This is a genomic window from Thauera sp. WB-2 (assembly GCF_027594845.1).
GTDB classification, from domain to species: Bacteria; Pseudomonadota; Gammaproteobacteria; order Burkholderiales; family Rhodocyclaceae; genus Thauera; species Thauera mechernichensis.
Genome location: NZ_CP088935.1, coordinates 3,031,298 through 3,044,273 on the forward strand (window position 1 = coordinate 3,031,298; position 12,976 = coordinate 3,044,273).

Sequence of the window (12,976 nt, forward strand, 5' to 3'; positions counted from 1 at the left end):
CATGCCCATCGTGTCCACTTGGCCAAGGTGAGCAGCCTCGGCAGGCACGCATCGACCTGGCTCGCGCACCCGCTGGCACAGGCCCTGTTCGCCACCGCGCTTGTACTTGGGCTGCTTGTCGCCTTCCTGGTATTCACCTTCCGCTCCACCGTTGCCACGACTGCAACCGCCTCCAGCAACGAGGCGCGCGTGCTGGCGACCAAGATCGAAGGCGCTTTGCGCCGCGTCGACATGAGCGCGGCCTTCGCGGCCGACAATGCCGTAGAGCCCGGTGCGCACGACCGCGTCGGTTCGGCCTCTTGGGCCGCGACGGTGGCGCCGCTGAACCTCAACCTCGCACAGCTTACGAGACACTTCCCCGAAGCGCTCGTCATCCTCGTCACCGATACCGAAGGACGGGTGATCGCGAGCAGCTATGACGAACTGCCCACCTGGGGCATCGGCGATCGGGACTACTTCCAGCACGCACGCACTGCCCCAACCGCCGCCCTGCAGTTCTCCAACGTCCTCACCAGCAAGGCCGCCCCCACCCCCACCGTGGTCGCGTACCGCGCCCGCCTGCGCGCTGACGGCAGCTTCGCCGGCGTGGTAGCCGTCGGCCTGAACCTCGCCAGCTTCGAGGCGTTTCTGGACCGCATCGATGCCGGCGAGCGAGGCGTGGTCGCCGTGCGCCGCAGCGATGACAGCCGCCTGGTCATGCGCAGGCCCGCCGCACCGGCCAGGATCAACACGGCCGACCCGTGGATTCCACCCTACCGGATGATCCTCGACGGCAAACGCCGCGGTGTCGTACGTTACGCAAGCGCAGTGGATGACGTCGACCGCATCTTCGCCTTCCAAGCACTGCAGGACTACCCCTTCTTCGTGATCGTCGGACGCTCGGTGGATGAGCAATTCACGGTCTGGAGGCGAACCGGCGTGGCCGCGATGGCGATCGCAGCCGCCACCCTGACCCTGTTGCTGGCGATGCAGGCCGGCCTGCGCCGCAGCCGCGCCCGCCTGGCACGCAGCGAGCAGGACTTCGACGCGCTGGTGGAGAGTCGGCGCGAGGCAAGCTGCACCTGGCAGCCAGACACCACCCTGTTGTCCTGCAACGCGCGTTATGCTGCCCTTGTAGGTAGATCGCCCAGCGAACTGGAAGGTCACCGCTGGCTCGACTACCTGCCCGAACACGAGCGCCCGGCAACAGCCGCGGCAATCGAACACCTCACCAGCGGCGCCGGCGCACTCGCAACCGACCGCAGCATGCGCCACAGCGACGGCAGCATACGGTGGATCCGCTGGGTGGATCTGCCCGTTCTCGATAGCGAGGGGCGCTGCGTCGAAATCCGCTCCATCGGCCAGGACATCACCGCGCAGAAGGAAAACGAACTACGCCTGCGTCAGCTTGCACTTGCAGTCGAGCAAAGCCCCAACACCATCGTCATCACCAACACGCAGGGGCAGATCGAGTACGTCAATGCATCCTTCACCCGCACCACCGGCTACGCCGCCGACGAGGTGCTGGGACAGAATCCGCGTCTGCTCAATGCCGGCAAGACACCGCCGGCCACCTATGCCGACCTGTGGGCGACGCTCGAGCGCGGAGAGGTCTGGCGCGGCGAGTTCATCAACTCGCGCAAGGACGAAAGCACGTATATCGAACTTGCCACGATCGCTCCCATCAAGCAGCCCGACGGCAGCGTCAGCCACTACGTGGCGATCAAGGAAGACATCACCGAACGGCGTGCCGCAGAGGCGCGCATCAGGCAACTGGCGTACTACGACTCTCTGACCGGGCTACCGAATCGCAGTCTGATGTGGGACAGGCTGCGCCACGCCATCGTCGCCAGCGAGCGCAGCGGCATGCACGGCATGCTGCTGTTGCTGGACATCGACTACTTCAAGCTGCTCAACGACACGCAGGGGCACAAGGCCGGCGACGCCTTGCTGCGTGAAGTGGCGCAGCGCCTGCGCGCAGCGCTGCGCGAGGAGGACACGGTTGCGCGCTTGGGCGACGACGACTTCGCAATCGTCGTTGAGGGTCTGGGCGCAGAGCGCGACGACGCCATTGCCCATGCCGGACGCATCGCCGAGCACCTTCATGGCTGCATTGCACAACCCTTCGACCTTGGCCTGCCGAGCGGCCCCTACCATGGCACGGCTAGCCTGGGCCTCACCCTCTTTCATGGGCGCGCAAACCCCGCCGAAGCCGTTCTCAAGCAGGCCGAGGTCGCCGTCGATCGCGCCAAGCACGACGGACGCAACCTGCACCGCTTCTTCAGTGAGGCAATGCAGGCCGTCGTTGCCGAACGTGCGAGCCTCGAGCTCAAGCTGCGCGCGGCCCTGGCCGAAAACCGGTTCCGCCTGTTCTACCAACCGCAACTCGACAGCACTGGTCGCCTGATCGGCGCCGAGGCCCTGCTGCGCTGCTTCGACACGCACGGCAGCATGATCTCGCCGGCCAGCTTCATCCCCCTGGCCGAGGAAACGGGGCTGATCGTACCGATAGGCGACTGGGTGCTGCAGGCAGCCTGCGCGCAGTTGCGGGTCTGGCAGGCACACGTGGCGACAGGCGACCTGAGCCTGTCCATCAACGTCAGCGCCAAACAGTTTCACCAGCCGGATTTCGTCGCCAAGGTCACCGCGGCAATCGAGCGCCACCGCGTCAATGCAGGCCTGCTCAAGATCGAACTCACCGAGAGCGTGGTGATCGGCGACATCGAAACAACGGTGGCACGCATGAAGCAGATCAAGGCGCTCGGCGTCCGCTTCGCGCTCGACGATTTCGGCACCGGCTACTCGTCCCTGTCCTACCTCAAACGTCTGCCCTTCGACCAGCTCAAGATCGACCAGGCCTTCGTGCGCGACATGGACGACGGCAACTCCAGCGATGCGATCGTGCGTGCCATCCTGGCCATCAGCCAGTCGCTCGACCTGGAGGTCGTGGCTGAAGGCGTGGAAACCAGTGCCCAGCACGAACGGCTGCTTCAACGCGGTTGTGTCATGTTCCAGGGCTATCTGTTCGGCAAACCGGTGCCGATCGAGGCCTGGCCGGTGGGCTGAGCGCGCGGCGGAATGCCGGCAGCGCTACCCTTCAGCCCAGCGTCGCCGTCGCCAGCTTTGCCCCAAAGCCGATGAACACCCCGCCCACGCCCGCGGTCGCCCCTGCGGCGACGCGGCGATGGCGGCGGAACTGCGCGGCCAGGCGCGCGCCGGCGAAGATCAGCACCGACAGGTAGAGCACGCTGCAGATCTGCACGATCACGCCCAGGATCACGAAGGACAGCGCAGGGTGTGCGTAGGTCGGATCGACGAACTGGATGAAGAAGGAGACGAAGAACAGGATCGCCTTCGGGTTCATCAGGCTGATGACGAGCGCAGTGCGGAACGGGTGCGGAGTACTGCGCACCGGCGGGTAATCCGGCTTACCGTCACCAACCTGCTCCGCCGTCTCGTCCCCGCGCCGCCAGGTGGCAAATGCACCGCGCAGCAGGCTGATGCCCACCCAGGCCAGGTAGGCCGCACCTGCATACTTGATCACCATGAACAGCTCGGGCGTGGCACGCAGCACCGAAGCCATGCCCATCACCGCCAGCAGCATCAGGATGGTGTCGCCGACGAAGATGCCAGCCGCCCCCTGGTAGCCGGCGCGCGTTCCCCAACGCGAGGCCGCCGCCATCACGTAGAGCGAGTTGGGCCCGGGCAGCAGCACGATGAAGATGGTGCCGAGAATGAAGGTGGTGAGGTCGGTGATGCCGTAGAACATTTGGGTACTCGCACGCAAGTGTGAACCGGTGCTCACTTTGCCACGCCGACCGGCGCCCCGCCAGGGTCCAGGTGGCTGTCGGCCGACGAAAAGCTCGCGGCTGGCGCCGCTCCTACCGAAAACCACCACGCGCGTCGCCCGTCGTAGGAGCGGCGCCAGCCGCGAGGGGTTGAAGGCGATGAGCGTTGGGCGGACGACGAAAAGCTCGCGGCTGGCGCCGCTCCTACCGAAAACCAACACGCGCGTCACCCGTCGTAGGAGCGGCGCCAGCCGCGAGGGGTTGAAGGCGATGGGCGTTGGGCGGACGACAAAAAGCTCGCGGCTGGCGCCGCTCCTACCGAAAACCAACACGCGCGTCGCCCGTCGTAGGAGCGGCGCCAGCCGCGAGGGGTTGAAGGCGATGGGCGTTGGGTGGACGACAAAAAGCTCGCGGCTGGCGCCGCTCCTACCGAAAACCAACACGCGCGTCACCCGCCGTAGGAGCGGCGCCAGCCGCGAGGGGTTGAGGGCGATGAGCGTTGGGCGGACGACAAAAAGCTCGCGGCTGGCGCCGCTCCTACGGCAAGCCTTGGTCAGTCAGCGGCGCCTGGCGACGAACTCGAGCGGCGGATCCCGACCACCGTTGCGCTGGATCTCCAGGCGTACTTGCAGCTCACCGCCGTCCGGGGTGAGCTCGTAGTGCTGGACCAGTTCGCTGGCTTGCGCCTCGCCAGCCACCACCTCGCTGCGCGTGAGGAAGTGCAGCCGACCGTCCCGCCACTCCACCGCCTCGACCACACGCGGCATCCCGAGGAAACTCGCCAGGCCTTCGATGCGACCGTCCCTGAGCTCGAAATCGTAAGTCTCCTCGAGGCTCAGATTCCAGGGGTAGCGGACTTCGGCGTGCCAGGAACCGACGATCGCCTGCGCCTCATCCTGCGCGCTCGCCCCCCACAGCCACGCGCCCAAGCCCACTGCGGCAAGCGTCGCGGCCGCGGCCCCAAGCAAGCGCCCCGCTCCACGCGAGCGAGCGGCATCGGCGGGCTTCACCCATTGCGCCAGTACAGCCTCGAGCCGCATGCGGTCGGCTGCCCACGAAGCGTCACCAAGACTGAGCGCATGCCGGTTCGACAGCCCACGGATGGACGCGGGCAGCACCGCAGCTTCCGGCATCGATGCGCCACCGACCAGGATCGGCACCACGGGCCGCCCCGAGCCGAGCGCAAGTTCGATCTCGCGGCGCACGAAGTCCTGCGGGTGATCGAGCCTGCGCTCGCCCGCGGCCGAGGCGGCCAGCCAGCCAGGACCAATCAGGACCAGAACCGCCTTGGCATCGTGCAGGCGGCGCTCAATCACCGCCTCGAAATCCTCACCCGGCTGGATGTCGTCCACATCGCGGAACACGCTCCCCACGCCGAAGCGCTGCTCGAGCGCATCGGTGAGGCGGCCGGCAAAGCCCGCACTATCTTCTCGGCGGTAGGAAACGAACAGGCAAGGCATGAACGATCGGCCCCTGCGGCGTGGTCCTTCATTCAAGCACGCCGCTTCAGCCGCCGCCAGGCGTATGCCTAGAGGAAGACGAACTTCGCCAGAAAGAGCACGAACAGTGCGTAAAGTGCGGGCGAGATGGAACGCCATTGGGCCGTGCAGAACTTGAGCACCACATACGCCACGAAGCCCAGCGCGATACCGTTCGCGATCGAGAAGGTGAGCGGCATCATCACCGCGGTGACGATTGCCGGGATGGTGTCGGTGTAGTCCTCCCAGTCGATGTGGGCGAGTCCGGTAGTCATCAGCATCGCCACATAGATCAGCGCGCCGGCGGTGGCATAGCCCGGGATCATGCCGGCCAGCGGGGCGAAGAACATCGCCACCAGGAACAGCACGCCAACGGTGATTGCCGTCAGTCCCGTGCGCCCGCCCGCCTCTACGCCCGAACAGCTCTCGACGTAGCTCGTCACCGGCGGGCAGCCGACACAGGCACCGATCACGCTCGCGCTGCTGTCGGCCTTGAGCGCCTGCGGCAGGTTCTCGATGCTGCCGTCAGCCTTGGTCAGCTTGGCCCGATGCGCCACACCCATCAGCGTGCCGGCGGTATCGAACATGTTCACGAACAGGAAAGCGAGGATGACGCTGATCATCGCGACATCGAAGGCGCCAGCCACGTCCATGGCCAGTAGCGTGGGCGCCAGGCTCGGCGGCATCGACACCAGTCCGCCGTAGTCGACGATGCCCACCAACCAGCCGATGAAGGTCACAACAAGGATGCTGATCAGGATCGCGCCGAATACGCGGTAGTGGCTGAGCACGCCGATCATCAGGAAGCACAGGCCCGCAAGCGCGGCTGGCAACTCGAGCATCGAGCCCATGGTCACCAGCGTTGCATCGCTCGGAACCACGATACCGGCGATCTTCAGCCCGATCAGCCCAAGGAACAGGCCAACGCCCGCCCCCATCGCAAAGCGCAGACTGCGCGGAATGCTGTCGAGCAACCACTGGCGCAAGCGGGTGAAGCTCATCGCCATGAACAGTACGCCGGACAGGAACACGGCACCCAGCGCGACCTCCCAGCTATAGCCCATCTCGCCAACCACGGTGTAGGTGAAGAAGGCGTTGAGACCCATGCCGGGCGCCAGCCCGACCGGCCAGTTGGCATAGAAGCCCATCAGCAGGCAGCCGAGGGCGGCACCGATGCAGGTGGCAACGAAGGCCGCCCCCTGGTCCATGCCTGCCGCGGCCATGATCGTCGGATTGACGAAGATGATGTAGGCCATGGTAATGAAGGTGGTGAGCCCGGCAAACAGCTCCGTGCGCACGGTCGTGCCATGCGCGGTGAGGCCGAAGCGTCGCTCCAGCCAGCTGTCGGGACCGACCGGTACGCCCTCGGGCGCCGCGACCGTAGTGGAAGAATGGGGTTGCATGAGCGATGTCTCCTCGTGACCGGGCGAGCGCCAGCATGGGCCCGGGTTCTGGCTGGATGCAAGCCGAGCGCGGCCACAGCGGACGCGCCCGATGCACTCTCGCACTGCGTCGCCGATATTGTTAACGATTTTGGCAACGACAGAGATTGCAGTTTAGATAGCGAGGTGCGGCGGTGACCATATGGATCACCAAATACCTTGCATCAGCCTGCCCGTATAGCTGGCCGGACAGCTGCAGGTGCGCACGCCCTCAGCGCGGTCCCCGCCCGCCGTCCTCGGCCCCCAGGCCGTCCAGCGCAAGCAGACGGGCAATATCGTCGTCCTCGGGCGACTCACCACGATCGAGCGCGAGGCGCCCCTCGAGGTGGGCGACATGCTCGCTCATGAGCGCGCGCGCGCGCTCCACATCGCGTGCCGCGATGGCATCCAGGATGTCTTCATGATCGCTCAGCATGCAAGCCGGCGGCGACTCACGACGATGGGCCAGCACAACGAGCGGCGTGCGAGTGATGATCTCGTCGAGGAAGGCCGCGAGAACCGTATTTCCGACGCTCTCGGCGAGCTGCAGGTGAAAGTCGATCGACATGCGCAACGCCTTGCGCACATCGCCCCCGGCGTAGGCGGCACGCTCGCGCTGCACCAAGGCGCGCAAGCGCGCCAGCGCGGCCTCGTCGAGCCGCTCCACGGCGAGTTCGACGATCGCAGCCTCGACGTAGCGCCGCGCGCAGAACAGATCCCGCCCTTCGGCCGCCGATGGACTTGCGACGAATACGCCGCGATTGGGGGCGTGCGTCACCAGGCGGTAGATCTCCAGACGGGCCAGCGCCTGGCGCACCACCGCTCTATTGACGCCGAAGGCGTCGGCCAGACCCTGCTCCTTCAGCTGCAGACCGGGCGGCAAGCGCTGGTCGAGCACGGCGTTGCGCAACGACTCGAACACGCGCTGGATCTCCTCCGACGATGGCGTCCGGCCGGCCTTGCCTGCCGCCATGCGGCCATCGTCTTGCCCTTCGCTCATTCCCGACCTCCGTCCGCACCCTGCTGCTCGTCATGCTGCCAGTTCTGCCCTCCAGACGGGCGGCAGGATTATAACGGGATCGTGATTCCCCATATTGGCTCTGGCGCCGACTCGCGGCCATGGGGCGCCCCCGGCGCTCGGGAGCAAACCCAATGCGGCCGGGCGTTACAGGCTCGCGGCTGCGCACCGGGGCACGATAAGCGGCAAGGGCTTGTTCCGGAGCAGTCGCCCGATCGATTGTTGACAATTTTGTAATCAGAATCCACGATCAAATCACCGCGCTGCTCCCAACCACTTGGCGCTCTTGGACAAGTCGGGCAGGCCGGCGTAGAACGAATGACAGCCGCTCGCACGGCACACCCCATCAGGACGAGACGATGAACACAGACGCAATCCGCCTTCTGCTCAACGGCGAACCGGTCGACGTGACCGGCATCGCGCCCACCACCAGCCTGCTCGCCTGGCTGCGCATCCACCGCGGCCTGACGGGTACCAAGGAAGGCTGCGCCGAAGGCGACTGCGGCGCCTGCACCGTCGTCGTCGGCGAACTGGGAGGCGACACCGACAGCCTGCGTCTGTTCAGCGTCAATGCCTGCATCCAGTTCATGCCCGCGCTCGACGGCAAGGCCGTGTTTACGGTCGAGTACCTGCGCCGCCAGGCCGGCGATCGGCTGCATCCGGTGCAACAGGCGATGGTCGATTGCCACGGATCGCAGTGCGGCTTCTGCACGCCCGGCTTCGTGATGTCCCTGTGGGACCTCTACAACGCCTGCGTTCCCGACGGCACGCGCCCGGACGCGGCACGCATCAGTAGCCAGCTTACCGGCAACCTGTGCCGCTGCACGGGCTACCGGCCCATCCTCGAGGCCGGCCAACGCATGTTCGAACACCCTGCGCAGGCGCTGGATCGCGAGGCGGTTCGTGCCGCACTGCTCCGCCTGCGCCGCAGCGAGGCGCTCGACTATGCCCATGACGGCACGCACTTCTTCGCTCCGCGTACGCTTGAAGCGCTGATCGAGCTGCGCAGCCGCCATCCCCAGGCAACCGTGCTCGCAGGCTGTACCGACATCGGGCTGTGGGTCAACAAGCAGTTCCGCGACGTCGGCGACCTCCTCTACATCGGCCAGGTCGAGGCCCTGCAACAGGTCGTGGAGGCACGCGGACGGCTGCGCATTGGCGCCGCGGTCTCGCTCAGCGACGCCTTCGCAGCGCTCTGCCTGCCCTACCCCGAGCTCGGCGAACTGTGGGAACGCTTCGCCTCACCGCCGGTGCGCAACGCCGGCACGCTCGGCGGCAATGTCGCCAACGGCTCGCCAATCGGCGATTCGATGCCGGCGCTGATCGCGCTCGGCGCCGAGGTCGTGGTGCACGGGCCGGGTGGCCGCCGCAGCCTGCCGCTCGAAGCCTTCTACCTGGACTACATGCGCAAGGATCTCGCCGCCGACGAGATCGTCGAGGCCGTCGAAGTGCCGGTGCATGAATCAGCACTGCGCTTTCGCAGCTGGAAGCTGTCGAAGCGCTTCGACTCGGACATCTCGGCCGTATGCGGCGCCTTTGCGCTTCGCCTCGAAGACGGCGTCGTGCGCGGCCCGCGCATCGCCTTCGGCGGCATGGCCGCCACCCCACGCCGCGCCCTGCGCACCGAGGCCGCTATCGACGGCCGGCGCTGGGACGAGGACACGCTGGCCGCGGCGCTGCGCGCACTGGCCGACGACTACGCACCGCTGAGCGACCTGCGCGCAAGTGCCGATTACCGGCGCCGCACCGCTGCAGCCCTGCTGCGCCGCTTCTACCTCGAGACGCGGGCGCAAGACCCGCTCGACGCGCAACAGACGCGCGTGTTCGCCGCCTTCGACAGCTTCGCCGCCCAGCCCTGAGGTCGCCCCCATGAAAGCCCAATCCTTCACCCAGGCACGTCAGGCCGCTCCGGCCGCCCACCACGGCCACCCGCACGAATCCGCCCGCCTGCACGTTGCCGGCGAGGCGACCTATGTCGACGACATCCGCGAACTGGCCGGCACGGCCCACGCGGCGCTCGGGCTATCGACCCAGGCTCATGCGCGCATCGTCGCCATCGAGCTCGACGCGGTGCGCGCCATGCCAGGCGTGATCGCGGTATTTACCGCTGCCGACATCCCCGGCACCAACGACTGCGGACCGATCATCCACGACGATCCCATCCTCGCCGACGGCGTGGTGCACTACGTCGGCCAGCCCCTGTTCGCGGTGGTGGCCGATAGCCACGAGCACGCTCGCCGCGCCGCACGCCGCGCCAAGGTGAGCTACGAGCCGCTGCCGGCGGTGCTCGACCCACTGCAGGCGAAGGCGCAGAACAGCTTCGTGCTGCCTCCCATGCAGCTCGTGCGCGGCGAGCCCGCTGCCCGCCTCGCCGCCGCACCGAACCGGCTCAGGGGCAGCTGGCAGGTGGGCGGACAGGAGCAGTTCTACCTCGAGGGCCAGATCTCCTACGCGGTGCCGCGCGAAGACGGCTGCATCCACCTGTGGTGCTCGACCCAGCACCCCACCGAGATGCAGCACGTCGTCAGCCATGCCCTGGGCCTGGCGGCCAATCAGGTGGTGGTGGAAATGCGCCGCATGGGCGGCGGCTTTGGCGGCAAGGAGTCGCAGTCGGCCCTGTTCGCCTGCGTCGCCGCGCTGGCCGCGGCGCGCCTGCGCCGCCCGGTCAAGCTGCGCCCCGACCGCGACGACGACTTCATGATCACCGGCAAGCGCCACGATTTCCACTACGAGTACGAGGTCGGCTTCGACGACGAAGGCCGCATCCTTGCAGCGCGCATCGAGATGGTGGCGCGCGCGGGCTTCTCGGCCGACCTTTCGGGCCCGGTGGCCACGCGCGCGATCTGCCACTTCGACAACGCCTACTACCTCGCCGATGTCGACATCCGCGCCCTGTGCGCAAGGACCAACACCCAGTCGAACACCGCTTTCCGCGGCTTTGGCGGGCCGCAGGGCGCAGTGGCGATCGAGTACATCATCGACAGCATCGCGCGCGAGCTGGGCCGCGATGCGCTCGACGTGCGCAAGCTCAATTTCTACGGCGGCGCTGGCCGCGACCTGACCCCCTACGGCCAGCGCGTCGAAGACAACGTGATCCACGAACTGGTCGCCGAACTCGAGGCCGACAGCGCCTACCGCGAGCGCCGGCGGGCCATCGCCGCCTACAACGCCGGCAGCCCGGTGCTCAAGAAGGGCCTGGCGCTGACACCGGTGAAGTTCGGCATCTCCTTCAACGTCGCGCACTACAACCAGGCCGGCGCGCTCGTGCATGTGTACACCGACGGCTCGGTGCTGGTGAACCACGGTGGTACCGAGATGGGCCAGGGCCTCAACACCAAGGTCTGCCAGGTGGTGGCGCACACGCTCGGCATCGCGCTGGCGCAGGTACGCGCCACCGCCGCCGACACCAGCAAGGTCGCCAACACCTCGGCCACCGCCGCCTCGACCGGCGCCGACCTCAACGGCAAGGCGGCCGAGGATGCCGCACGCCGCATCCGCCAGCGTCTCGCCGACTTCGTCGCCCAGCGCCACGGCATCGACGCAGACGCGGTGCGCTTTGCCGACGACCATGTGCACGCCGGCGCTGTTGCGATCCCGTTTGCCGAGTGCGTGCAGCAGGCCTACCAGGCCCGCGTCCAGCTCTGGTCGGAGGGCTTCTACACCACCCCCGGCCTGAGCTGGGACCGCAGCACGCTGACCGGCCGCCCGTTCTACTACTTCGCCTACGGTGCAGCGGTGGCCGAGGTGCTGGTCGATACCCTCACCGGTGAGTGGCGCCTGCTGCGCGCCGACCTGCTGCACGATGCCGGCAACTCGATCAACCCGGCAATCGACGTCGGCCAGGTGGAGGGCGCCTTCATCCAGGGCATGGGCTGGCTGACGATGGAGGAGTTGTGGTGGAACAAGGACGGCCGGCTGATGACCCACGCCCCATCGACCTACAAGATCCCCGCCGCGCATGATTGTCCAGCCGAGTTCCATACCCGCCTGTTCCGCAACAGCAACCACGAAGAGACCATCCTGCGTTCGAAGGCGGTCGGCGAGCCGCCGTTGCTGCTCGGCTTTGCGGTGCTGTTCGCGCTGCGCGACGCCGTCGCCGCCGTCGGCGACGGCCGCAGCGCTCCGCCCCTGCGTGCGCCGGCGACACCGGAGGCCATCCTCGACGCGATCGACGCCGTGCGTGCAGCGTGCGCACACACGGCAGCGGAGCCGCAATCATGAATACCTGGGTGGAACAGCTTGCGCGCCTGATCGACGCCGGTGAGCGCGCCGTGCTGGTGACGGTGGCCGCCGCCCGTGGCTCGACACCGCGCGCAGCCGGTGCGCGCATGATCGTCAGCGCCACCACCTGTCACGGCACGATCGGCGGCGGCCAACTCGAACTGCGTGCGATCGCCGTGGCCCGTCAGCTCCTTGCCGATGGCGCACGCAGCCCCAGCCTGGTGCGTTTCCCGCTCGGCGCCAGTGTTGGCCAGTGCTGTGGCGGTGTCATGCAGCTCGCCTTCGAGCCGGTCGGCGCGGGCCAGTGCGACTGGCTTGCGGCCGCGCGCGCATACGCTGCCACCGCACGCCCCTGGGGCCGCATCGTCGACCTCACTGGCGATCGCCCCGCGGTGCATGTGTTCGGCGAGCACCCCGAGGCCGAGCTTGCGGATGCGCGCGAACTCGAACGCGCGCGCAGCCTGCTCGCCGGCCGCGCCGACGATGCCGCGCTGTTGGCGAGCATGCCCGCACGCGGCGCTGACGCGCTGCTCGACGTCAGCCTGCCGCCCGAGCTTCAGGTCATACTGTTCGGCGCCGGTCACGTCGGCCGCGCCCTCGCCGAACTCTTCGGGCGCCTGCCGATGCAGGTGCGCTGGGTAGATCCACGCGAGGACGAATTCCCCGCCGTGGTCGCGCCGAACATCGAGGTCCGCTGCACCGACGTGCCCGAAGCCGAAGTGCGCGCCGCGCCGGCCGACGCCGTCTTCCTTGTGCTGACCCACAGTCATGCACTCGACTTCGACCTCGTGCGCGCGATCCTCGACCGCGGCGACTTCCGCTGCTGCGGCCTCATCGGCTCGCAGTCCAAGCGCGCCAGCTTCGAGCAGCGCCTGCGCGCACGCGGCTATGGCGAGCAGGCCATCGCCCGCCTCAACTGCCCGATCGGCACGCCTGGCCTGGGTGGCAAGGAGCCCGAGGTCATCGCGGTCGCCATCGCTGCCGAAGTGCTGCAACTGCGCGGCGCCTCATTCGCCGCGCGGCCCGCCCTGCGCGACTGTGCCGCATGAACACGCCCTTGCCCTACCCCCC

The 12,976-nt window shown here is 67.7% G+C and carries 8 protein-coding genes; 4 read left to right on the forward strand and 4 right to left on the reverse strand.

Annotated features, from left to right (window positions below):
- Positions 1–18 precede the first annotated feature (18 nt).
- Positions 19–3,045 carry a bifunctional diguanylate cyclase/phosphodiesterase gene (locus LQF09_RS13850; protein WP_333482868.1) on the forward strand — a complete coding sequence of 1,009 codons (3,027 nt, stop codon included), beginning with the start codon at positions 19–21 and terminating at the stop codon, positions 3,043–3,045.
- Between the two features lie 31 nt (positions 3,046–3,076).
- Here LQF09_RS13850 and leuE read toward each other — a convergent pair whose 3' ends face one another.
- The 4 genes from leuE to LQF09_RS13870 form a co-directional block, all read right to left on the reverse strand.
- Positions 3,077–3,748, reverse strand: coding sequence for a leucine efflux protein LeuE (leuE, locus tag LQF09_RS13855; protein WP_270068249.1), 672 nt, complete (start codon positions 3,746–3,748; stop codon positions 3,077–3,079).
- A gap of 576 nt (positions 3,749–4,324) precedes the next feature.
- Complete coding sequence (locus LQF09_RS13860; RefSeq protein ID WP_270068250.1) at positions 4,325–5,227, reverse strand: toll/interleukin-1 receptor domain-containing protein; 903 nt, start codon at positions 5,225–5,227, stop codon at positions 4,325–4,327.
- Positions 5,228–5,295: 68 nt separating this feature from the next.
- Entirely contained in the window at positions 5,296–6,648 is a 1,353-nt protein-coding gene (locus LQF09_RS13865) for an NCS2 family permease (protein ID WP_002933467.1), read from the reverse strand.
- A 250-nt stretch (positions 6,649–6,898) separates the two neighbouring features.
- Positions 6,899–7,666: a GntR family transcriptional regulator gene (locus tag LQF09_RS13870; protein ID WP_270068251.1), complete on the reverse strand. Its 768-nt coding sequence runs from the start codon at positions 7,664–7,666 to the stop codon at positions 6,899–6,901.
- A gap of 377 nt (positions 7,667–8,043) precedes the next feature.
- Between LQF09_RS13870 and xdhA the strand changes: the two genes are divergently transcribed.
- From xdhA to xdhC, 3 genes are read left to right on the forward strand one after another with little or no spacing between them, the layout of a single operon-like run.
- Entirely contained in the window at positions 8,044–9,543 is a 1,500-nt protein-coding gene (gene xdhA / locus LQF09_RS13875; protein WP_270068252.1) for a xanthine dehydrogenase small subunit, read from the forward strand.
- A 10-nt stretch (positions 9,544–9,553) separates the two neighbouring features.
- Entirely contained in the window at positions 9,554–11,905 is a 2,352-nt protein-coding gene (gene xdhB, locus LQF09_RS13880) for a xanthine dehydrogenase molybdopterin binding subunit (RefSeq protein ID WP_270068253.1), read from the forward strand.
- Positions 11,902–12,954, forward strand: a complete 1,053-nt coding sequence (gene xdhC / locus LQF09_RS13885; RefSeq protein WP_270068254.1) for a xanthine dehydrogenase accessory protein XdhC — start codon at positions 11,902–11,904, stop codon at positions 12,952–12,954. Before xdhB ends, xdhC begins: the two co-directional genes overlap by 4 nt.
- Positions 12,955–12,976: the final 22 nt, after the last annotated feature.

What these genes read in the sequence shown, in the direction of transcription:
- xdhC (WP_270068254.1), top strand. Translation starts at nt 11,902, where the DNA reads ATGAATACCTGGGTGGAACAGCTTGCGCGCCTGATCGACGCCGGTGAG.
- LQF09_RS13865 (WP_002933467.1), bottom strand. Translation starts at nt 6,648, where the DNA reads ATGCAACCCCATTCTTCCACTACGGTCGCGGCGCCCGAGGGCGTACCG.
- LQF09_RS13870 (WP_270068251.1), bottom strand. Translation starts at nt 7,666, where the DNA reads ATGAGCGAAGGGCAAGACGATGGCCGCATGGCGGCAGGCAAGGCCGGC.
- xdhB (WP_270068253.1), top strand. Translation starts at nt 9,554, where the DNA reads ATGAAAGCCCAATCCTTCACCCAGGCACGTCAGGCCGCTCCGGCCGCC.
- xdhA (WP_270068252.1), top strand. Translation starts at nt 8,044, where the DNA reads ATGAACACAGACGCAATCCGCCTTCTGCTCAACGGCGAACCGGTCGAC.
- LQF09_RS13860 (WP_270068250.1), bottom strand. Translation starts at nt 5,227, where the DNA reads ATGCCTTGCCTGTTCGTTTCCTACCGCCGAGAAGATAGTGCGGGCTTT.
- leuE (WP_270068249.1), bottom strand. Translation starts at nt 3,748, where the DNA reads ATGTTCTACGGCATCACCGACCTCACCACCTTCATTCTCGGCACCATC.